The organism is Paenibacillus sp. V4I3, assembly GCF_030817215.1.
Lineage (GTDB): Bacteria > Bacillota > Bacilli > Paenibacillales > NBRC-103111 > Paenibacillus_E.
The window spans coordinates 1902052-1925153 of the sequence record NZ_JAUSZA010000001.1 but is presented as its reverse complement, the minus strand read 5'-3'; the positions used below and the strand labels follow the sequence as shown (position 1 = coordinate 1925153).

Below are 23102 nucleotides of genomic sequence, written 5' to 3'. Positions count from 1 at the left end.
TCTGCACGCAATCCAGTTTCCGTGAATTGCACTATGGTAAAAGTCCTGTCCTCCCGGAACCTCAGATCGTCCGCCATTCGTCAATGCCCCTTTCTGATCGCAACTAAAAATATCTGACACCAAGCTGAATAGAGGATAAGCCTCGCATATCCCTACCTAGTCCTCGTTATACCACTTCAGAAGGTCGGGTTCCTGTTCTTTATTTTGCCTGATAAAAGCTTCCAGCCCTTCCCGATCCGGGGTACCGGTGCTGCCGCCATAAGCTTCGACTGACATAGCTCCGCAAACGTTGCCATATAACAGGCAAGTCTCGACATTCAGCCCTGTTAAGAACCCATACATGTAACCGGCATTAAACGAATCTCCTGCTCCTGTCGTATCTACAGCTTTGACCGAGAATCCGGGGCGAGATGTTTGCAAACCGTCTTTCATCGCTACGGCTCCTTTGGGTCCGAGCTTGACTACAACATGCTTGCAGAAGCCCGACATATAACTTAAGTTGTCTTCTATGTGTTCGAAGCCCGTATAGTGGTGCGCCTCGGTTTCGTTCATCAGAAAGACATCTACATAACGCATCAACTCAAATACCCCGGAATACCATTCTCCGGTATCATCCCACCCTACATCGCAAGAAAGTGTGACTCCCATCTCTTTCAACTTCTTCGCCATAGCGACGAATTCGTTATGGTTGCGTCGTCCTCTATAACCGGTTACGTGGACATGTCTGCCTGACGCTACTTGAGCTAAATCCAGATCGCTTACTTGCAGCTCAGCGTTTGATCCTGCATAGGTAATAAAAGAACGATCCTGCTCAGGATTAATTGCTATCGTTATGCCTGTACGATTCGTTTGGCTAGTCCGGATCAGACTGGTATCGATACCATATTGTCCAAACTGTTCCCGAATATAATGACCGTAGCCATCATCTCCAAGAACACCATTAAATGCTACATGCAGCCCTAGCTTGGCTAATGAGATCGTGAATAGAGCCGCACCTCCGCCTACATGCATCAACATATCTTCAACAAAAATTTCCTGCCCTGGCAGAGGAATCTGATTACAGCCCACCACTACTAAATCAATATTGGCATCGCCGATGACAACCGCATCAAATTTGCTCATTACGCACTCCCTCTCCCGCTCCGTTCTCTGTCTATCCCTCAGTTTGATAGGCCCTGCAGCTGTCGCGTACGACAAGCCTATGTCCCAATATCAAGTCTTCCCTCGGACTGCATGCAGGATCTGAAATTAATTCAATCAGCGTATCCACCGTAATTTTCCCCATGTCCTGAATAGGCTGCTCCATAGAGGACAAGCGCGGACGAACGAGCTCCGTCAGTTGGCTTCCATCAAATCCGATGATGGATATATCTTCCGGCACTTTTAGCTGATGGTCATGAATGCAGTTCATAGCTCCAACCGCCATATCGTCACTTACTGCAAATAAAGCGGTAGGACGAGGCTCACAGGCAAGCAGTTCCTTCATCAGATTGTATCCGCTCTGCGTCTTATAGTCGCCGAACCGGATATAGTCATTCACAATCCTGACCCGCTGATCTTTGAGTGCATTGCGATAGCCTACATAACGGTTCTGCCCTGAGGTGATGTCTCTCATATCCCCGCCAATAAAGGCAATTCGCTCATGTCCGAGCTCGATTAGATAACGGGTCGCATCATAGGCCGCCTCGTAATCATCAATAATGACAGAAACGAACTTATGATCTAATGGTCTTACACTCGAAAAAATTACAGGAATATCCAATTTATTAATAAAACTGCGAATGTCATCGCTTAATTTTTCATGCATAATAATAATGCCGTCTACACGCATCTCTTTAAACACATTCAAATATTTTAGCTCTTTATCCGTATCCTCGATAATGTTGCAGACCAGTAGGTTGTAATCATTCAAGCTCGCCGTTTCCTCGATACTGCTCAAAATAGTGGAATAGAAGCTGGATGTCAGATCGGGAACAATGACGCCAATCAGGTTCGTTTTCTTCCGTACCAAACTCCTCGCGATATGGCTTGGGGCATAACCCAGCTCGTCAATCACGCGTTTCACTTTGGCCTTCAGATCGTCCTTCACGTATTTTTCTCCGTTTAACACTCTGGAAACTGTTGTTACGGATACTCCCGCTTTCTTGGCTACATCTTTAATTTTTGGCGCCATGATTATCATCCTTCCTTACTTGCAGCATGAACATTTTTCTCTGTTATTCGACAAATATCGGCTGAGCGAACGCCCCGAATCCACCTTCCAAGTAGACAGCGATGCGGATATAGCCTTCATCGCCTTTGACCGTATACTTCACCTGTTTCATTCTTCCTGTTTCCTCATGAAGTATACGGCCTTCTTTACCGATCAATGTCACATATTTATACATTTTATCATACAATGGGCTTGACCGAAGATCATAAATAATTTGACCGTCTTCTACCTGAATTCCTTCAAAGCCATAGCCTGTAGAAACATAAAAGCTGCCCTCACGAATCGCGGTAAGAATAGCTCCACTCGTATTTTCTTCTGTGAGCACCATATTCCAGGCTCGTTTCTCCTGCCCGTAGACGTGTGAGTCATCATTTCCGAAGCCCCATACCCTCCGTCCTGCGGACAATAGGTAATCCCATTTATCGAAAGCGATGTCGTATTCCGGATTTCCATCCCCATTCACAACCTCAATGCCATTATACCGCTGCATACTGAGCATATCCTCATGCCGCCAATAATGGGAGAAAAAACGGTTCGGATGGGCCAGTATAGACAGGCCGCCGTTCTCCACACATATATCGGAAAGTCTCTGATAATTGGCAATCGAAAATTCATTGGAGTATCCATCCATAAGAGATCTCGGAGGGTGGACAAGCAGCATGTGCGTTTGCGAACTGCTCACCTCAATGGCTTCAAATACGGTCCCAATCGTGTGCTCGCCTTCATGCTCGGTAATCAGATCATGATCGGATATGCCTAGAAAGTCATAATCATGATACATGCGGTACACCGCCCAAAGCGGATGATGCCCATCACTGTTCGTCGTGTGGTTATGAAAGCTGCCTCGCAGCCAGATGCCTTGTTTGTCATAGGGATTTGTTATTGAAGTCACTTACAACCTCTCCTCTTGGGCGTCTATTCTTTGACCGATCCAATCATCGCACCCTTGGCAAAATACTTCTGAATAAAGGGGTAGGCAGCAATAATCGGTGCCACAACTACGATGATCGTCGCCATCTTCAGGGAATCTCCCGTAAGCTGCATGCGTTCAAGCATTTGAAATTGCGTCGTACCGGCAGCCTGCATCAGGGATTCTCGAATTGCATCCTGTTTGGTTAACATCTCCTGCAGCAGGGTGGACAAAGGTCTAAGCGACGCGGTTCGGACAAAAAATGCTCCTGTGAACCAATCATTCCAATGACTCACAGCTGTAAACAAAGATATAGTTGCCAGCACAGGCTTACTGAGCGGCATGATAATCCGCATAAAAATACCAAAGTCGCTGCAGCCATCCAGCTTTGCCGATTCCTCCAGACTGATGCTAATTTGCTGAAAAAACGTCCGCATGATGATCAAATTCCACGCACTATATAGTCCCGGAAGAACATAGACCCAGATTGTATTGGTCAAATACAGATTTTTAAGCAGCATATAATAAGGAATAATGCCGCCAGAGAACAACATCGTAAAAAAGACCATAAGCGTAAAAAATCGCACGCCCGGCATCGTCTTGCTTTTTAGCGTATAGGCAGCCATAGCTGATAAAAACACGCCTGCAATGGTGCCTAGAGCCGTACGAAATATGGAAATGGCAAATGCTTTGCCGATATTAGCCGATGTAAACACTTCACGATAATTTTCTAGCGTCCATACGCGGGGCCAGAAATAGATGCCTCCTCTTTCCGCATCCTTACCTGCGTTAAAGGAAAGTGCCAATATATTCAGAAAAGGCAATATGATGGACAGGCACAGGAGAATAATGAGTGCATAATTAACGAATTTGAATATTTTTTCACCTGCTGAGAGCTTATAAAATTCATTTCCCACGTTAATCTCACCCCTGACTAAGAAGTGCGCTCCCGCCGTTACCTGGGGGAGCGCCCGCTTCCCTACTATCCATTCATTATTTGAGAATAACCTTCGTTTTAGGATCGCTGTCCTTCTTCTGAAGCAGTTCTTCGAATTTGTCCAAGCCAGCTGCCTGTAATTGCTTTTTCGATGCATCTAGAATTTTTTGCGCTTCATCCAAGCTCTTGGCATAGAACGCGCGAATGACGCTTTCATTGTAGTTCGTTAAGGCTGTTTTTAATTCATTCCCTGTCGCAAGCTCATTAATAAATGAAAGCGGACGATAGCCGTCGTTGATGATTGCGTTTTTCTTTTTCTCGTCATAGCCCCAGTACTCGGCAATTTTCAGCGGTGTCGCATTGGCTTCCGGTGAAACAGAATCACCATACTGCATTTCGCCGAAATCGCCCAGCCTGTTGATATCCGTACTGCCGAGATAGCTTCCCCAGCCATTCCCTACTCCCTCAAAGCCAAGCTCCTTGGCCGCTTTCGGATCTTTGTTCCGAAGCTCCAACACTTCTTTCTTGACCAACGGATTGCCTTTGGCATCCAGCGTAAAGTCTCTCCCCTCTAGACCGTACTGCCAGAGCAGCTTGCCTTCACGACTGGCCAGGAAATCGGCAAATTTGACGACATCCTGCGGATTTTTCGTTGTTTTCGGAATCGACCAGGCCATGTACCCGCTCTTATAGTCAACCGACATCCGGTAGCTTCCATCCAAAGAATTAATAGGTCCAAGCGGAAGATAGCTCATATCTTTATTGAAGTCCAAATAGCTATGCATATCGCCGATGATGCCAAATGAACCGTTAATAGCTCCTTCAGTCGCTTTATTTTCCTGCATCGCGTAATAATCTGGAGCCATTATTTTTTCCTTCAAAAGCTTCTGAACGAACTCAATACGCTTCATCGGATATTCTGTCTTGCTTTCGTGAACAATTTTACCTTCCTTGTTCTTTTCGAAGCCTTGGTCAATCGCTCCCCAGGTCAAATCATTGAACAGGGGTCCATTCTCGTGATTGCTATTACCCCAGTATCTAGGTCCGAGGGGGGTAACCGCTTTTCCGTTTTTATCTTTGAAATTCCCGTCTTTGATCTTCTGTGCCAATTCATATACTTGATCCGTTGTTTTAATCGTTCGAGGATCAACCTTCAACGCTTCGGCAATATCTTTGCGTATGAAAGGACCTCCGACATACTTGCGTTCTTCGTAGCCGCCCTCTCTTTGAACGTTCATATGGACAAAGTAACTGGAGCCGTTAAATTCCGGACGGAACATAACGCCGTTCTTCGTATCAAGCGGCAAATATTTATCATCCAGATATTTGCTGTATATCTTGGTGCCTTTTATAAGAGGAGTCAGGTCAGTGAACATGTTTTCTTTGGCAGCTTTCAGAATGACTGGCATTTCTTTGCGTCCACTGTTATTGAGATAATAAACGATGAAGTCAGGCAAGTCGTTAGAAGCGAGCCCTGCAATAAGGCCGTCAATCGCGTGCTCCGAGTTTACACCTTCCATTTGCAAAGTAATCCCTGTCATTTCTTTCAGCTTCTTGGCAATCTCCGGATTGATGTCTTTGGTTATATCATCGCTGTCAATAAACAGAAGCCCCTTGATTGTTCTGTCTGCAATCCAAGTTGCGGGCTTGCCGCTGCTGGCTGTGGTTGACGGTGTTGTACTAGCATTGTCCCCTCCACCTGCTGGTTGACTGGAACTTTCACAACCGGCAAGCAGTAAACTTGCTGCCAAAGGCATGGTAACCCATTTGACCCATCTTTTGCTCATACAATACTCCCCTTATCTTTCAATTTTTATGAATAACACCCGAAGGCGTCCTTCAACTGTTGAAAAACGGAAATCATGGTAGCGCTACCATATAGATTCGTCAAAAAACTTTTTGGAAGCTCGATTGGCAGTTACGACAAGAATCAGTCCAATAACACCCTGCATTAAACCAACAGCAGTCGCATAGCCGTATTGTCCATTTTGAAGGCCTACACGAATGATATAGGTGTCAAGAATATCAGCTAACTCCATATTCCCGGGTGTTCTCATCAGATAAATTTGATCAAATCCCGCTTGCAGAATGCTGCCCAGCGACAAAATAAACAGGATCGAAATCGTTAACCGAATGCCCGGCAAGGTAACGTGCCAGATTTCATGCCATTTATTAGCGCCATCAATCTTAGCGGCTTCATGCAGCTCAGGATTAATGCTGGCAATAGCGGCCAAATAAATGATGGAATCCCATCCTATACTTTGCCAAATATGGCTTCCAAACATGAGTGGATAAAAGTACTTGCTCTCCATCATGAAAAAAGTGCTTCCGTCTCCGCCGAAGAATCGGATCGCCTCGTTCAGCAGCCCTGTCTCGGGAGCAAGAACCCGCTGCATAAGGCCAATGACGATAACCCAGGAAAGAAAATGCGGCAAATAGGATATGCTCTGTGTGATTCCGCGAAATCTTCGGCTTCTGACTTCATTGAACATCAACGCAAGCAGAATCGGAAAAGGCAGCCCCAAAAATACTTTAATACTGCTGATAATAAGTGTGTTTTTAATCAACTTCCCGCTTTGATAATCGTTAAAAAAAGCTTTGAAATACGTTAAGCCGACCCAAGGACTGCCAAGGATTCCCTTGTTAAACTGGTAGTTCTTAAAGGCTAGCATGAGTCCACCCATCGGGATATACGAAAAAATAACGAAGAATACAATACAGGGAAGGAGCATGAGATATAAATGCTTGTGTTGTAATATTCTTTTCCCCAGATCAGCATTTTTCTTCTTCACCGCAGCGCCAACTCTAGCTTGCGGCAGATTCGTTTCCATGTTATGACCACCTTCCTATGGGCTTCTGCAAACTCGTCTGGTATCGATTCCATATTACATAAAATAAAAGAATCGAGATAAAAATTACACAAGTAAGCGTTTTCTGGAATCGCTTTCATATTGAAACTATTTCCAGTATAATGGCATTGGTTTCGTTTGACAATACTTTTTTGGGCTCCTATTTTTAAATTTTCTGTAAAATTAATTCTACACCTTGAAGGACAGAAAAGAAGCCAGCTTCCATCCAAAATTCGGATAGAAACAGGCTTCTTCCCTTACTTCCCATTCTTTACTTCTTCGAGCATCGACAAATCGACGAATGTACTAAGGTTGAGCTCCTCTTTGTTAATGCCCTTAATATAGCGAGCATCGATGGATACCTTCGCCATCTCCTCCATCACCTTGACGTCAACGTCTGTGGTGAGTTTCAAACGGCTCAGCGAGGCTTTGATTAAGCCTTTGTCCATCCCTTTACCGCTGTATTGTTTCAGCTGGTTGTTGATGAGATCATAGGCTTGCTCGGGACTGTTCTGGATGAACGCGATGCCATCCCTATTCGCCTTGATCGCGCCCTTCACCATATCCCGGTGCCGCGCAATGAACTTGTCGCTCGCGACCATGATGACCGTCGGATAATCGCCATTGTTCGGCGGGATCGCCTTCCAATCTACGACGACTTTGCCAAGTCCGGCCTTCTCGATCTGTGTCCCCCATGGCTCGGGGACGAGCGTCGCATCGATCTCCTTCTGGCGGAAGGAGATCAGCGCATCCGACGGTGAGCGCACAATAAGGTGCGCACTCTCAGCACTTCTGCCCAAGCTCACACCTTCTTGCTGCAGCAGCATGCGCAGCGAGATTTCGTTCGTGTTTCCTTTGGACGGGATCGCGATCGTTTTATCTACTAAATCTTTAACGCTATTAATTCCTGTGCCATTCCGGGCCACAAGCACCGCGCCGCCATTATTCGAACCGGATACGACCCGGTAATTCCCACTTTTCAAAAAGAAAGTTGTCGCAGGCCCAGGGCCGACGAATCCTACATCGATATCCCCTGTCGCCATAGCGATGGATAGGTCAGAGCCGTTATCGAAGGCTGTGACCTCAATCTTAACTTCGTTGCCCCACTCCCGGGCGAAATAACCTTTTTCGAGCGCGATGTAGGCTGCGGCATGTGTGACATTTTTGAATACGCCAACTCGTACCACCTGAGCTTTGCCTGTAGGAGTCAGCTTCTCACCGCAAGCACTCACCATCGAAACCACGACTAGAAGCAGCAACAACAGCCATGCACGTTTTCTCATCCGACCCGCCCCCTACTCAAGACTTCGAGCCAGCGAGGCCATATCGCTCTAGCACTTTATCTTCGAGTTTCTTAAAGCAGAAGTGATCAGATACCGTGCCCAGTACCGCGATAATAATGACAATGCACAGCATCAGTGATGTATCGCCCAGATTTCTTCCGTCCTGCAAAAGCTGACCAAGTCCAGCCCCTTTGGCAATGAGCTCACCGGCAACAAGCGCGCGCCATGCGAAAGCCCAAGCCGTGCGTACACCATTGATCAAATGCGGGAAAGCGGCAGGAATCATGACCTGCACGAATAGATTAAACCCATTGCCCGTTCCCATCGTCTGCGCGGCGCGCAAATAAATAGGGGGGATGTTTTTGATCCCGGTACGGCTGGCCAATGCCATCGTCCAGGTTGCTCCGAGTGTCGTAATGAAAATAACGGAAGATTCGTTAAGACCAAACCAAATAATAGCAAAAGGCAGCCAAGCAATACTCGGAATGGTCTGCAAAGAAACTACCAGAAATCCAATCGTATCATCCAGCATTCGGTAGCGTGCGAATAGGAACCCAAGGGTTGTACCAATTAGCAAAGACAAAGCAAAGGAAACCAACAACCTCGCCATACTCGCAATTGTCGCTTGGAGCAGTTCTCCATGCACCAACCCATCGTAGAAGGCTTGCAAGGTTTGGGTGGGCGAAGGGAACTTCCATCCCCATCCGAATAATCTAAATCCCGCCTCCCAAGCTATCAGAAGCAGTACCAGAAAAATCGTTCTTCTTGATGCTGTACTCATCGCCAGTCTCCTCCCTTACCACTTTCTCCAGCTCGTCTGCCAGCGCGTCCATGATCGAATTCTCCACATGATGGAGCACGGTGTCTGCGCTATCCCGAGGTCTCGCCGCTTTCACGGCGAACTCCTTCTTAATAGTCCCGGGACGCGTGGACATCACGAATACACGATCCGAGAGGATCACGGCTTCACGAATGTTATGGGTAATGAAGAGGATCGTTTTGCGTGTACGCATCCAGATTTCTTCCAGTTCTTTATGCAAAATAAGGCGCGTTTGCTCATCCAAAGCGGCGAACGGCTCGTCCATCAACAAAATCTCTGGGTCCATGGCAAGCGCCCGGGCGATTGCGGCCCGCTGCTTCATCCCGCCCGAAAGCTCATGCGGATAACGATCGGTAAAACGGCTGAGATGCACAGCTTTGATCTGTTCCATCGCCAGCTCGTAACGCTCTTTTTTTCCAATACCCTTCTGCTTGAGTCCGAAGGCTACATTGTCCAGTACCGTCAACCATGGGAATAGACCATGCTCTTGGAACACGACGACACGGTCCGCGCCAGCGCCGGTCACCTTTTTCCCATTCACCTGAATAACGCCATCACTCTGCGTATCGAAGCCTGCGACCAAATTCAGCACAGTCGATTTCCCGCATCCAGACGGGCCCAGCAGGGAGACGAACTCCCCTTTTTCAATCGTTAAAGTGATATTATCCAGCGCCTGATAGCTGCCGCCTAATCGCTGAACAAACGTCTTACTAACTCCTTTAATCTCGATCAAAATGCCTACCTCCACTCGGGCATGTCCCGTCGTTTTTCACCTAAAACAGCATTTTTAACCCTGCCAAGCCAAGTCCGATGATAAATCCGCATATCGCACCGTTGACACGAATCCACTGCAAATCATTGCCGAGCTTATCTTCCATCAACTGGGTCAGCTTATCATTAGTCAGCTTATCCAGATTTTCTTTGACGAGCAGACCGATTTTGCTGTGATTTTGCTCCAAATAAGCAGCGATTTGCTCTTGAATCCAGCTCTCGCCGCGCTGCAGCATATCCTCGTTTTCCTTCACCGAAATCAGCATTTTACGAACCACCGGAACCACATGCTGAGGCACAAAATCGGGCTGATCCACGAAATCCTCTGCCTTCGCCTTCAACCGCTCTAACAGCCCCGATAATTTCTCATCGAGATCAAATAGGCCCGGCAGCTTCGCTTTCAAACCTTCTAGCTCAGCCAAAAGCTGTGGATTCCGCTCAAGCTTGTTCAGCTCATTCCGAATAAAAGTAAGAACCGCTTCTCTTCGCGGATGATTTTTCGTTCGCATTTGCTCGATGTAGGAAAGAACGAAGTTCTGGATAATACCCCCGATCTTCTCTTCATTCACCATACCGATGAACGCATTAACGGCAAATGCCATGAAGCCATTCGATTGCAGACCCTCGAACGCTTTGAGCGCCATAGCGCCCAGCTGATCGCGCGTATCCGCCTTAATGGCCCATGCTTCCACTTTATCAATAACAAAATCAAACGTTTTGCCGTCATAACCGCCGTGGGCAATGCTGTCTACAATCGTACGAACGAGTCGACTCGTATCTAAGTCTTGGAGGGCTTTATGAATTTCCTCCGCTAATAGCGGCGTCAATTTGTTCAGATCAATCGCGTTAAGAGCCTGTTTGGCTAGTGTCGAGAGACCTTTGTGAAGGGCTTCGTTGTCCAAATGAGTTTCCGCTAATTCAAGCCCACGCTCTAAGAAACGGATTTGCTGCAAGCGAGTACGAATCGTTTCCTTGGAAAGCAGTTCATTTTCAACCGTTGAAACGAGCGCTTTCGTAATCTTCTCACGATTCTTCGGTAATAAGGCCGTATGTGGAATCGGAATGCCAAGAGGGTGACGGAACAGGGCACTAACCGCAAACCAGTCAGCCAAGCCGCCTACAACTCCAGCCTCAAAACCACCCTGCAAAAAGGTTCCCCATATTGTTGATGAAACCGGTGTGGGCAGCGTGGCCAGAAAGCCTGCTCCCATAACCCCTAAGGAAACCGTCGCTATATACTTTGCTTCTCTTTTCATTGTCATAACATCTCTTTCTGCTCGAAGTTAATTAATCATTCCTTCTATTTTATCACAAAATGCGACGAAAACTGATCTTGACCCTTTTTTTGTTGAATATAGTTCGTTGATACTTAATAAATGTATAAAGTTCCATGAGCCTGCGTAGCCGGTTGACACTTTGGTTCCTTGAGCATCATTTACCCGAAACGTGCTATTTCCTGCGTATGCTGGCGGAATATAATGGGGAGATTCTGGGCTGCCGAATTGTCCGCTGACGAAGCCGTCTTTTGAGTGATAGCTTTGGGAATGAGTGGGACGGTTTGATTGGGCTAGGGTAAGTGATTTGCGAGATCAGCAATCGGGCTGGGCAACGGTACGAATAGTAGCAAGATAAGCTGCGCATATAACTGAAAGAGAAGCGAAGTTGTACTTTATACAACAATGTGCCCCTTAAGGTGTGGATATCCTCTCCGGAGTTGTACAAAGTGCAACAATCCCCCTCAAATCGAGCATCTTTGAAGCAAATTAGAACAAATTGTTGTACAGCGTACAACAATTTTCATTTGGAACCATGAAATCCTAAAAAATGTTGTATGCTGTACAACATTCTTATCTGCAAAAGCGAAAAGACCAGCCTATCTCACCAAAAAAAGAGCCATCATTGGCTCTTTTTCGTTTGCTATCGCTCGCCTTCCCACTCCGCGTAAAATTGTTCGAGGTACTGCTCCATGAAGCGGTGCCGCTCCTCTGCCAGCTGCCGGGCGTAGTCTGTGTTCATAAGCTCCTTCAATTTCAGGAGCTTCTCGTAGAAGTGATTAATCGCGGTATCTTTCCCCGCGCGATACTCCGCCTCCGTCATATGCTCACGAGCCATGACGGTAGGATCGTGAATCGGGCGGCCTTTCCAGCCCGAATAAGCGAATACGCGCGAGATGCCTACCGCGCCTATCGCATCCAACCGGTCGGCATCCTGCACGACTTGGCCTTCCAGCGTGCGCATAGGTGGACGCGCACCGCCCTTGAACGACATCGTGCTGATGATCTCCAGCACGTGCTGCACTTGCTCCGCTGGTGTGCCGCTGGCAGCGAGCCACGCCGCAAGCTCGCGCTGCGCAGCGGCTGGATCGGCGTTCAGCTTCTCGTCGACGACGTCGTGAAGCAGCGCCGCAAGCTCGCAGACGAATCCGTCAGCGCCCTCCTGGGCAGCAATACGCTTCGTCGTCTGCACGACACGATAAATGTGCCACCAGTCGTGGCCGCTGCTATCGCGCTCCAGCTTCTCCTTCACGAGCGCTTCCGCTGCGAGTAGAATTCCCTCTATCTTCGTTTGTTCCCCGTCATGCTGCGTCATTTCTTCTTTCTCCTTTTTCCTTCGGCAGACTTTCCTTCACTAGACTTGCCTTCCAGCGACTTCCCTACACCCGCCGGTTGGGGATCCATTACCTTTACCTCGGTGTACTTCTGAATAATTTTTTTGAAGTTCTTGCCATATTTATCTTCTAGCTTTGCGCCCATATCCTGCTGCAGCTCGTGGATCACCACATCACGAAAAAAATTGTTCAGCAGCAGCTCGACCATCGCTGGATGCTCCGTCATCATCGCCAGAGCCGGCTCCTCGCCGCCTCGCGTGCCAACAATTGCCAGCTTACGGTCGATCAGCAGCGTAAATTTCCGCCCATTGCGTTTCTGCCAACCCTCTTCGCGTCCGTGCTGGAATTGATGAACCCCGCTTGGCAGCTCCGCTTCGCCAATCGTCGAAACCAGCAAGCGCACGCCTTGCGCTGGCACTTGACGAAGAACTTCCTTCAGAAGCTGCGCTTCTTCCGACCATAGCTCACAGAGCGCTTCTTCCTTCGCCTTTTTCAGCTCAGTTCGTATACGCTCGATGACCTTCGCGTCTCCCTCCAAGCTGAAGTACTCCGAGCGGTGCGCATCCTGCTTCGGCATGTGCGCTTTCACGTAGCGGATCGAGGCTTGCAGCTCCGCTTCAATTCGCTCGCCGATCTCTTCGATCGGCACGCTCTGATAATGCGTGGGCTCACCGTGACTAGTGAGCACAGCCCCCTTCTCCGCGAGCTTCTGCAGCGCGGAGTAGACATTCGAGCGCGAAACGCCAAGCTGCTTGGCGATTTCGTAGCCCGTCTGCGTGCCGCTTTCGGCGAGCACGTGCAGGCACTTGGCTTCAAGGTCTGTGAAGCCAAGATTTTTTAAATGCAGATGAACATCCTCCATGCCAGCGCCCCTTTTCATTCATTAACCCGTTATGATTTCTTGATCAATATTGTAACATGATTTTCCACTTCAAGTTGTATAGACTTCTGCTCCCTTTCCAGTGCATTAGCTGAACTCGGTGCAAGATGTGCTGCTTCATCAGGTACTTCGAGCTAATTATAAAAAGGACCGGATTGCGTCAGAAACCACAATCCGATCCTATTACTTCTTTTGCCCCCTACAAAGTCTCAACTTCTGCAATCTCAATATAATCCATACTTTTCAACTCATCATACACTTCCGAAGCATATTTCCTATCAATATACACGATGAAATTCAGCTCTTGCTGCTCCTGGTTCAGCTCTTTAATATGTACGCTTTTCATCTTGTAGCCTTTAGCAATGATCGCTTTGATAATCGTCGTTAAGTTGCCGTCATGGGAGACGACGAGCCTCACGCGCAGGTCTTTCATAATCAGCGGTCTTGGACCCATTTTCTTAATATAATAAGGCAAAACTACGACGCTAATCATGATAAGTAGGAGTCCAAAAAATGCTTCTACAAAGAAGCCTGCCCCAACCGCAATCCCAAGTCCGGCCGCCCCCCAGATCATTGCAGCTGTCGTTAATCCGATAATGACATCATTGTGTTTGCGAAGGATGACCCCAGCCCCAAGAAAACCGATTCCACTAACGACTTGCGCAGCTAGACGCATGGGGTCCATCACGTGCAGTCCCATGACGGCGTATTTATTGGCCGATTCGATGGACACGATCGTCAGCAAGCAGCTGCTTAAGCAAATGACTAAAGAAGTCTTGAGTCCGAGCGGCTTATTCCTGATTTCTCGTTCCAGGCCAATAATGAGACCAAATATAGCTGAGATCCCTAATTTCATTAAAATGTGCCAATCCACGGAAAGTATCATTGTAAGTTTTCTCCTCTGTGTAAATTACCTTTACAATATCTTAACATTACAATGGAGTAAATGACCATTTGTTAATTACTACATCATCTTATAGACGATTACGCTCGAGATACAAGCTTTCGGCTGGCATCCACAGAGATAGGCTCCGAAAACGCGCTTATCTCAAAGCGACACTGTGGCGAGGCCAGAATATGGGGCATGAGAAGTCGGTTTCCGCGCTTTCGGCGGTTCTAAGCAATGGAGCGTAGACGATTAGGCTCTTAAAACGCACTTTCGGCTGGCATCCACCGAGATAGGCTCCGTTTCCGAGCTTTCACCGGGCGTGACCAATGTCCCTGAAAAACAAAAAGCCCAAGAAGAGTTAGGCACTCTTCCCAGGCTTTCCCATTAAATCCGAAACCGATATCCCGCTCCCCAGATGGTCTCGATGTATTGCGGGTTGGACGGGTCTTGCTCGATTTTCTCGCGCAGCTTGCGAATATGTACCGTCACTGTCGCGATTTCCCCCATGGCGTCCATCCCCCATAGAAGGTCAAAAAGCTGCTCTTTGCTGTATACACGATTCGGGTTCATCGCCAGATGGGTGAGCAGATCGAATTCTTTCGTCGTGAAGACGACTTCTTTCTCGTTGACAAAAACACGGCGCGCTGTTTTATCAATCATCAAACCGCGAATGCGGACTTCATCATTCCGCGTTTCGCGCCGCCCCATCAGCCGTTCGTAGCGTGCTAAATGGGCTTTCACTCTGGCCACCAGCTCGCTGGGGCTGAAGGGCTTGATCATGTAATCGTCAGCGCCGAGGCCGAGGCCGCGAATTTTATCGATGTCTTCCTTTTTAGCGGAGACCATCACGATGGGAATGTCCTTCTCACTGCGAATACGCCGGCAGATTTCGAAACCATCCACCTTCGGCAGCATAAGGTCGAGAATAATGAGATCATAATCCGTAGAGAGGGCTCGCTGGAGCCCCTTGTCCCCGCTATTTTCGATATCGACTTCATAGCCGCTGATCTCCAAATAATCCCGCTCCAGCTCTGCAATACTTTGCTCGTCTTCAATAATTAAGATTCGACTCATCCTTCGCTCTCCCCCTGCTGACTAAGCGGTAATGCCATGTATACGGTTGTCCCCCGCCCCATGATACTGGATGCGCTGATTCTCCCGCCGTGCTCTTCCATAATTTGTTTGGCTATCGCCAGTCCAAGCCCGCTTCCTCCGGTAGCCGTGTTACGTGAAGGATCTGCCCGGTAAAACCGATCAAAAATATGAGGAAGCGATTCCTCCGATATGCCTTGACCTCTATCTTTTATTTGAATGACGGCATTGCCGTCTATCTCTCTCAACGTTAAGGTAATGTGGCATTTGCCTTCTTCACTATATTTTATCGCATTTTCGATAATGTTCAGCAGGACACGCCTGAGCTTGTCACGGTCTGCCGTTACATACAGCGGTGACTTCGGCAGCTCGGTGAGCGCGAACTCAACCCCTTTTTTCTCCATATCGAACTGCAATTCCTGCGCGCAATCCAACACGTATTGCCCGAGATCAACCTTCTCGAATTGAAATGGCACTTTGCCCAAATCCAGCTTGGAGAACAGAAATAATTCATCAATGAGCCTATCCATATCAGCTGCTTTGTTATAGATGGTACGAATGTACCGATCCAGCTTATCTGGGGAATTCGATACACCGTCCATAATCCCCTCGACATATCCTTTAATCGCCGTAACCGGCGTCTTAAGATCGTGGGAAATATTCGAAATAAGCTCCTTGCGGTTCTCTTCATATTGAAGCTGAACCTCTACGGATTTCTTGAGCTTACGCCGCATTTCTTCAAATGCCGTACTCAGCTCACCAATTTCATCATCGGAATGCGGTACAATCTCAAAGTCGAGATTGCCTTCCTTGATCTCCTCCGCCGCACGTTTGAGTGCTCTTAGAGGCCTAATAATACTGCGAGAAACGAAGTAAGTCAGTACACCATTCGTCAATACGAGAATAAGAATAAACGTAACAATGACGGATTTCGAAAATTGGTGAAGATACTTTTGAAAGGGACCGCCATCCAGAAAAACGAATACAGAGCCTTTACTATTATCTGAAAATAAAAAATCCTGCTGCCTAGTTATCCACAGGGAACCTTGATTTCGCTGAAATTGACCCGATGATGTGCCAAAAGAAGGCAGCTTGGAGGTATTCTCAGCCTCCCCTTGCTTAATATACGGTGAAACGTACGTAATCTCTTTATCCTTCCGGATGATGATGCCCATATTAATTTTATGGAATTTGGCCTCTAAATCCTTCACAAATGCAGGATCCAGAAAAGCATCCGGTTCCGTATCCGTCTTCGCTTTCATATAAGCGACATTTTCTAGTTCTTGATCAACAACACGTTTAATCGGATTGCCTTGGGAGAAATCAACCTGAAAGACCGACTTCAGATTCCCAAACGTTGCGACGCTGATTAAGATCACGGCTAGCACGGAGAGCACAAGCGGTACAAGCAGCATGGCTATATAGGAAAGTACCAGCCGCTAAACGAATCGACATCGGATCAAATCTCCTTTTTATCAAACAAATAAAATCCTGCTGTAAAAAACAATATACTACACGCCATCAAAAACATAAAGATGCTGCTCATCTTGCCAATGGCCATCGAACTGCCAATCCAGAGCATATGCCAATCTGTGTAAGCTGTTGGCGAGTAGGTTGCAATTTGCGGAATGAAAAAAGCAGCTACTTTAAACGCCAAATAAAGAAGAATGCTAACGGTCAATGCGGAGCTGCTGCTGGAGAAGAACTGCGCGAGAAGCACGGCTGCAATACTGAGCACAAGCAGAGGAACGAAGGCCGAGCCATAGGCGAGGAACCAAGTAACCACTGTACTTACGCCTCCGAAGTCTTGGAAAAATAGAGCTGACATAATCGAGGCCAGTAAACCTGCGATTAAATAAAGTGCAATGTACACGCCCAGCGCAATTTGCTTGGATGCGAAAACCTTGAAGCGAGTAATGGGCCGAGTGAGCGTATTCTTCATCGTACGTTCACCCATCTCACCAGCGAATACATCCGCGGCTCCCATGAACACGAACAAAGGCAGGAATATACTCGTAAACAAACCGAGCATGACGATAGGGAAATCACCCGATGCAATGGCTCCGATGCCGATGCCGCTTTGAAAGCGTGCAAGCAATAAGCCTGCAATAACCGGAAGTAGCAGCGTAACAGCTAGTAAGAAAATGGTTTTCTTCTTCGATGCGAGTTTGATCGTTTCGTTCCAGACGTTGGCGGTTAAGCTATGCATGGGCAGCGAGCCTCCTAACTTCATTGATTTCGCGCAAGTACGCTTCTTCCAGCGTCGCGCTGCCTTTGGCTAATTCAGAAACAAGTCCCTCGCGAACAAGCCGTCCTTGATGAATGATGCCCATGCGATTACACATCAGCTCCATTTCATGAATAAGATGACTGGAGATGAGGAAGGTAATTCGCTCTTCACGCGCTAGGTGCATGATGATTTCACGAATTTGAACCATCCCTTCAATATCGAGCCCATTGGTCGGCTCATCCAGAATAAGCAGTTCAGGCTTCGACAGCATCGCTGCCGCTAGTCCGAGCCGCTGCTTCATGCCAAGTGAGTAGCCCGCAACCTTTTCATGTTGAAAAGGGGTGAGTCCGACGATCTCCAGTACTTCGTCCACTCGCTGCTTGCCGATCCCAGGATAAAAGCGCGCCGCCTGCTCCAGATTCCGCCTGCCGCTCATATAGGTGTAAGCTTCCGCTGTTTCAATCAGCACGCCAACCTTCGCCATAGCCTGCTCATAATGTGTAGACACATCATGGCCGAACAACTTCACTTCGCCTTGCTGTGCTCTTGTTAAACCAGTCATGATCTTCATGACCGATGTTTTACCGGCGCCATTGGGTCCAAAAAAACCATAGATATCGCCTTGCTCCACCGTCATATTCACTTGATGAATACCGCGCAAATTTTTGTAAGTTTTCGTGAGGTTCTTAATTTCTACTACGGGTTTCATGAACGGGCCGCCTTTCAGAATGAATGAGGAGGTCAACAATCGTTGAATCCTCCTCTAGTCTTTCTATTAATGTTTCTCTCCCCAGTTTTTGTGGGAATTCTCATCAAACTTCACATTTTCCACTTGTTTTCCGTTCAAATCAATCGTATCTGGCGTTGTGGAGTTCAGACTAGATAAAGTCATATCTACACTTAACACCACATCATGTGCAGCACCTTGAGCATCTTTACCAGAAATATGAATTTGTGCCGTTTGATTCGTAATGTGGTTATCAGCATCCACGCTTGCGTTCACTTCGACCTCATCCATTTTGATGTCAGTTACAAGCTGAGGCAGGCTGTTTTTGAGTGTTGTTACATCTACACCAAGAGTATCTGCTTTAGCCGGGATTGGACGGTGATTGTTCTCTACAGTGCCATGTTTAATAACCAGCGAGCCAATTGTGTTCACAACGGGTGAAATTTGACTTCCGGATAATTTAAAATGAATGTCCTTCACGTTCCCAGGTGCTTCACTCATGGTTACATAGTTCTTCAGGTTACCAACCAATGCATCGACCACATTTTCCACTTCGCTAATAACTTGTGGGTCAGGTGTATGGTTTGCTTGCTCATGCCCTTTGAACTTGCCAGGCATGCCTTCACCTTCCAGCACTTTATACACCTCGGAATCCTCTGTTTTTACAATCTGCTTCCCATCTTGGCTGTAGAAGTGAATAGTTTGCTCATCCGTTCCACTTTTCACTGTGACTACTGCGCTGCCAGCGTGATCGACGCCAGTGCTCTTAATTGTTGATTTCACATTGAGTAATGAAGCCCCATTGTCTTGTAAGGACACATTCACCTGGCGAGTTACATTCTTCACCGCTGCAGTTTGTTTGAATGCTGATTTGAATGTCTCATACCCGGGAGCGTCTCCCACACCTGCATATACCGAGGTCACTAGCATCATGCTGCCTACCGCAACGCCTAATCCCAACATCGCTAACTTCTTATTCATATCTTATTTCCTCCGCGTATTCATACGCTTTATCTAATTTGGATGCGTTCCTCGCTTCCATGTATTCATCTTATCCCCTCCGCATTAACTGCCTCTAAATCACCTATTAACCGTGCCTAAAACAATTCTTAAAACTTTATTAAAAAAAGCCTCCAAAACCGCGAAATCTGCGGAGATGAAGGCTTCAATATGGGTCAATGACTAATACTGCTGCTCTTTTTCTTTCATCTTAAGCATCCCTGAGTGGGATAGCTGGATATCTACTTTTATATCCCCTAATTGATAATCCTCGAGCGGTTTCTCTCCGTTAGATGTAAGCTTAGACCACTCGGGAAAAGCTTGTTTATATAACACATGTTCGAGCTGAAAAACATCCGTATCGTGCTTTCTTCCCTGCTTAAACGTTTGCTCGATTTCCTCAGGGATTTGTTTGGCGATCTGTTTTTTCAGTGCATCTTCATCAACGTTCTCAAGCAATTCGGCAACGATTGCCTTGGCTTCGATATGAATATCGAATACGGGTTGATCTCCTTTCATTCGAGGTGTAATGCGGGCTTTAGGATTCTGTATAGAAACAGATAGTTCAGCTTTCCCATTTATATAAACGACCATAGGTGTACGGACAGTGCTTTTTTCCAACCAACGCGCACCTTTGAATTGATCTTCTGAAAGCCATTCCACATGATTTTTTTTAGCTATCGCATAGACACCGCTTACTTCTAATTTAGGATCTGGTTTTTCATTTTTCACCCACACATCCTTACGAATGGCCAAGGTGGGCATCATCACCGTGTTCCCAGGCTCTCTAGCTAGGGCAGCAACCCGATATAATTTAAGCGGACGAATAAAAGAACGTTGAAGGTAATTTTCAACAGGTTGCATAAGAATAGAGGACAAAGGAGAGACATTGAAAAAAGGGATGACCGAGAAAATCGACTCTATGGGCTCATCCGTACTATAAACCCATTGGGTAAACCTTGTTTCACCATAGCGTACTGAACTGTCAGTGAATTTTCCTACTCCTTGCTTTAGAGCCTCTTTTGTAAAAACATAAGCACCCACATGCCCCCAAAAGACTCGCTGCTGTGTTGTTTTGTGCAAACGGGTGTAAGCATCATTAATCGTGTCCCCTTCCTCTTGTCCGACCCAAATCATGGGTGGCTGCCCTCCTTTACCGCCCTCCTGTTTAGCCACGCTGGAGAAGTCTAACATTTGACAGTACACCACGTAGCGCCCTTTTTGATAATCGAAGCCTATCGCTGTAACGTAATTCGTGTCTTGGATCGTCTTCATATCCCAACAGCCTGTCTGACTAATCAAAAGCAGCATTCCGATGGCCAGTCGTCCTAAACCTTTCGTAATCATGAAGACTCCCCGCCCTGGCGTGTGTCATCCTTCGTATTTAATGCCTTCGGTCTTCGCTTTAGTTTGTTCCATGGCTTGGCCAATATGGAAGGAATGATATCCCTGAACTGAGGCGGAGACAAGGGCGATAAGTAAGGCACACCGAATGATTCTAATGTTGACAAATATAAAATGAGCCCCATGAGGGATACCATAAAACCGTAAATACCGAAAATCGTGGATATCATCAAAATCATGATTCGCAGCACGGTAATCGTTCCCGCAAGTGATTGATTCACTAGGGTGTACATCGATATCGTCGAAATGGAGGTCACTACTAATGTTGTAGGGCTCGTGATTCCCGAGCGTATCGCGGCGTCCCCAACAATAAGCCCGCCAACGACAGTGACGGTCTGTCCTACCACCTTAGGCAACCGTGCTCCAGCCTCACGGAACAATTCGAACAGCAGCAGCATGAGAATAAAATCCATCGGACCTGACAAGGGTAATCCCAGCCTGGATGTGGCGATGGTAGCTACTAACGGATACGGGATTTGGTCCAGATTAAAGGCAGAAAGTGAAATCCAAAAACCAGGCAATAAGGCTGAAACGACCAACCCGACCAAACGCAAAATACGTTCGAATGCTACATAATAATAGGGGGAGTGCACATCTTCAGGGGATTTCAATATATACATCAGATTCGCTGGCGCAATAAGAACCATGGGGGAACCATCGACCATAACCGCGAATCGTCCTCGCAGCAAGCTGTCCGCTACATAATCAGGTCTTCCCGCATAATCCAACAGAGGAAAGAATGGGTATTTGCTCCCACACATCACTTCTTCTAATTGCGAACTGCTAATCAGGGCATCAACGTTAATAGCCTGAAGCCGCTGCTTTGCTTCCTGGAGCACGCTAGCATTTATTACATCGTCTATATAAAGAAGAGCTACAGAGGTGTTAGTTCTCGTGCCGATTTGCATTTTTTCACAGCAAAGACTGCGTGTCAGCAAGCGTTTGCGAACCAGCGCGATATTCGTAATGATGCTTTCTGTGAACGCATCTCTTGGACCTTTAATGGATGTCTCTGTACTTGATTCCTCCGGTGATCGGTTGGGGGGCGCAGAGATATCCAACGCATACAGTAATTGCGTCTCTTCGAAAAACAAGATCAGCGCTCCCGCATACAACGAAACCGTCATCGACTCTATGGCGTTGGAACCCGTAATTTCATGCAATTGAAGCATCGTATTCACATCTAGCTTTGAGGCGTTAACATCAACTTCATTTTTGAATAGACCTTCCAGCTTAGGTAATACGAGATTTTCGATATGATCCATATTGGTCATACCTTCACAGTACATAAGTATCACTCGCCCTTTCGGATGAGCATCCGATAATCGATAAGATTTCACGATGACATCGTCAGACAACGCAAACCAATCTCGTAAATCCTGCTCATTCATTAGGCATTCTTCTCCTTTCGTCTCCCCGGCAGGATAGACATCACAAGCAAGACAAGAAGCAAGCTTAAGCCTATTCCAAACATAATGGGATAATATCTATTTTGAATCAGATACACCATCTGGTTGTCTGTGACTGGGTACAAGCTCACCACTAGGAACAACAGGCTAATCCCTATCAGGATTAGAGTCCGTGTGCGCTTCTTTTGAATACCAATAACATCCACGCTAAGAAACATGAGCATCGACGTCCGGACACAAGCTCCTGATATCCATTGGAAAATAGACAAGAAATCCAAATGGGAAATATATTTCCCCAATGTGACCATTCGCCATTGTTCAAAGGCTGGATACCTTAAATCCGCGGCTTCAAAGGGGCCAAATATGGCAATGGAGCCCGTTAACGGTCCTATCGTAAGTCCAATTACACATGCCGCAAGAATCAATAAAGCCCGCAGCCGGATGCGTGTAGCGACATGATGCTGAAGGAATACGATAATTAGGAGCTCGAAAGAGGCGCCACAAGTAAGCATGATGGATGTCAGTGCAGGTCCATAACCGTGTGTAAATAAAGGTGTAAGCAGGCTGTAGTCTTTATATTGGAAATTAGCTCCCATTACAAAATACCCAAGTAAAACGACAACCGGCAGTAGAATGCCTGAGGTTATTGCAATCGCTCGCAACCCTGACCGGGCCGCAAAAAAGCAAAAGATGATAAACAGAAGACTAATCATGAAAGGCGGTGTCCGAGGTAAATAGGTCACATGTGTCCATGTCACCATATCTTTTATGGTTATAATCGAATGGGCAAAACAAATGACAATAAGGCCTATTTTGAATGGAAAAACGATCACTTTCCCAAACTTTTGTTTGATCCACTCCATCATATACTGCTGTTTCGTACGTTTAACAACGAGATAAAGCAGACATACCCATATGAGCAAAGGAATCAGGGAGACCGCTGCACCGAACCAGGAATCGCGCTTTCCTAAATGCAGCAGCACCGGAATTAATAAGACATGGTTGGTTATGCCAATCGAGAGGATTAAGACAAAATATAGTTGAAGCGCGGTAATTTTCTTGGTTCCAGACATATGCTAATC

The 23102-nt window shown here is 46.9% G+C and carries 21 protein-coding genes; all 21 read right to left on the bottom strand.

From position 1 onward, the window contains the following. Positions 1-156: 156 nt before the first annotated feature. A complete protein-coding gene (locus tag QFZ77_RS08955; RefSeq protein WP_307438618.1) occupies positions 157-1122 on the bottom strand; it encodes a carbohydrate kinase family protein in 966 nt (321 codons plus the stop codon). Between the two features lie 31 nt (positions 1123-1153). Continuing rightward, complete coding sequence (locus tag QFZ77_RS08950) at positions 1154-2173, bottom strand: LacI family DNA-binding transcriptional regulator (RefSeq protein WP_307438616.1); 1020 nt, start codon at positions 2171-2173, stop codon at positions 1154-1156. A 43-nt stretch (positions 2174-2216) separates the two neighbouring features. After that, positions 2217-3104, bottom strand: coding sequence for a CehA/McbA family metallohydrolase domain-containing protein (locus QFZ77_RS08945; protein WP_307438614.1), 888 nt, complete (start codon positions 3102-3104; stop codon positions 2217-2219). 23 nt (positions 3105-3127) lie between these two features. Further along, on the bottom strand, positions 3128-4039 hold the full coding sequence (locus tag QFZ77_RS08940; protein WP_307438613.1) for a carbohydrate ABC transporter permease: 912 nt from the start codon (positions 4037-4039) through the stop codon (positions 3128-3130). 76 nt (positions 4040-4115) lie between these two features. Beyond that, positions 4116-5846, bottom strand: coding sequence for an extracellular solute-binding protein (locus QFZ77_RS08935; RefSeq protein WP_307438611.1), 1731 nt, complete (start codon positions 5844-5846; stop codon positions 4116-4118). 84 nt (positions 5847-5930) lie between these two features. Beyond that, complete coding sequence (locus tag QFZ77_RS08930; RefSeq protein ID WP_307438608.1) at positions 5931-6890, bottom strand: ABC transporter permease; 960 nt, start codon at positions 6888-6890, stop codon at positions 5931-5933. Between the two features lie 275 nt (positions 6891-7165). Beyond that, positions 7166-8191, bottom strand: a complete 1026-nt coding sequence (locus tag QFZ77_RS08925; protein ID WP_307438607.1) for an ABC transporter substrate-binding protein — start codon at positions 8189-8191, stop codon at positions 7166-7168. Positions 8192-8207: 16 nt separating this feature from the next. Continuing rightward, positions 8208-8972, bottom strand: a complete 765-nt coding sequence (locus QFZ77_RS08920) for an ABC transporter permease (RefSeq protein ID WP_307438605.1) — start codon at positions 8970-8972, stop codon at positions 8208-8210. Beyond that, positions 8905-9744 carry an ABC transporter ATP-binding protein gene (locus QFZ77_RS08915; RefSeq protein WP_057302509.1) on the bottom strand — a complete coding sequence of 280 codons (840 nt, stop codon included), beginning with the start codon at positions 9742-9744 and terminating at the stop codon, positions 8905-8907. Before QFZ77_RS08915 ends, QFZ77_RS08920 begins: the two co-directional genes overlap by 68 nt. Before the next feature lie 40 nt (positions 9745-9784). Further along, positions 9785-11038 carry a DUF445 domain-containing protein gene (locus tag QFZ77_RS08910; RefSeq protein WP_307438601.1) on the bottom strand — a complete coding sequence of 418 codons (1254 nt, stop codon included), beginning with the start codon at positions 11036-11038 and terminating at the stop codon, positions 9785-9787. 661 nt (positions 11039-11699) lie between these two features. Further along, the gene (locus QFZ77_RS08905; RefSeq protein ID WP_307438600.1) at positions 11700-12371 is read right to left on the bottom strand and encodes an HD domain-containing protein; all 672 of its coding nucleotides are present in this window, start codon (positions 12369-12371) and stop codon (positions 11700-11702) included. Beyond that, the gene (locus QFZ77_RS08900) at positions 12368-13252 is read right to left on the bottom strand and encodes a TrmB family transcriptional regulator (RefSeq protein WP_307438598.1); all 885 of its coding nucleotides are present in this window, start codon (positions 13250-13252) and stop codon (positions 12368-12370) included. The genes QFZ77_RS08905 and QFZ77_RS08900 overlap by 4 nt, the downstream gene beginning before the upstream one ends. 217 nt (positions 13253-13469) lie before the next feature. Next, positions 13470-14156, bottom strand: coding sequence for an MgtC/SapB family protein (locus tag QFZ77_RS08895; protein WP_373462576.1), 687 nt, complete (start codon positions 14154-14156; stop codon positions 13470-13472). Positions 14157-14543: 387 nt separating this feature from the next. Then, a complete protein-coding gene (locus tag QFZ77_RS08890; RefSeq protein ID WP_047687167.1) occupies positions 14544-15233 on the bottom strand; it encodes a response regulator transcription factor in 690 nt (229 codons plus the stop codon). Next, positions 15230-16666: a sensor histidine kinase gene (locus QFZ77_RS08885; protein ID WP_307438596.1), complete on the bottom strand. Its 1437-nt coding sequence runs from the start codon at positions 16664-16666 to the stop codon at positions 15230-15232. Before QFZ77_RS08885 ends, QFZ77_RS08890 begins: the two co-directional genes overlap by 4 nt. Before the next feature lie 44 nt (positions 16667-16710). Then, entirely contained in the window at positions 16711-17460 is a 750-nt protein-coding gene (locus QFZ77_RS08880) for an ABC transporter permease (protein WP_307438595.1), read from the bottom strand. After that, positions 17453-18190 carry an ABC transporter ATP-binding protein gene (locus tag QFZ77_RS08875; protein ID WP_307438593.1) on the bottom strand — a complete coding sequence of 246 codons (738 nt, stop codon included), beginning with the start codon at positions 18188-18190 and terminating at the stop codon, positions 17453-17455. Before QFZ77_RS08875 ends, QFZ77_RS08880 begins: the two co-directional genes overlap by 8 nt. 66 nt (positions 18191-18256) lie before the next feature. Then, positions 18257-19189, bottom strand: coding sequence for a hypothetical protein (locus tag QFZ77_RS08870; RefSeq protein WP_307438590.1), 933 nt, complete (start codon positions 19187-19189; stop codon positions 18257-18259). Between the two features lie 201 nt (positions 19190-19390). Continuing rightward, a complete protein-coding gene (locus tag QFZ77_RS08865; protein WP_307438587.1) occupies positions 19391-20554 on the bottom strand; it encodes a Ger(x)C family spore germination protein in 1164 nt (387 codons plus the stop codon). Next, the gene (locus QFZ77_RS08860) at positions 20551-22002 is read right to left on the bottom strand and encodes a spore germination protein (protein WP_307438584.1); all 1452 of its coding nucleotides are present in this window, start codon (positions 22000-22002) and stop codon (positions 20551-20553) included. Before QFZ77_RS08860 ends, QFZ77_RS08865 begins: the two co-directional genes overlap by 4 nt. After that, positions 22002-23093, bottom strand: coding sequence for a GerAB/ArcD/ProY family transporter (locus tag QFZ77_RS08855; protein ID WP_307438581.1), 1092 nt, complete (start codon positions 23091-23093; stop codon positions 22002-22004). The genes QFZ77_RS08860 and QFZ77_RS08855 overlap by 1 nt, the downstream gene beginning before the upstream one ends. Positions 23094-23102: the final 9 nt, after the last annotated feature.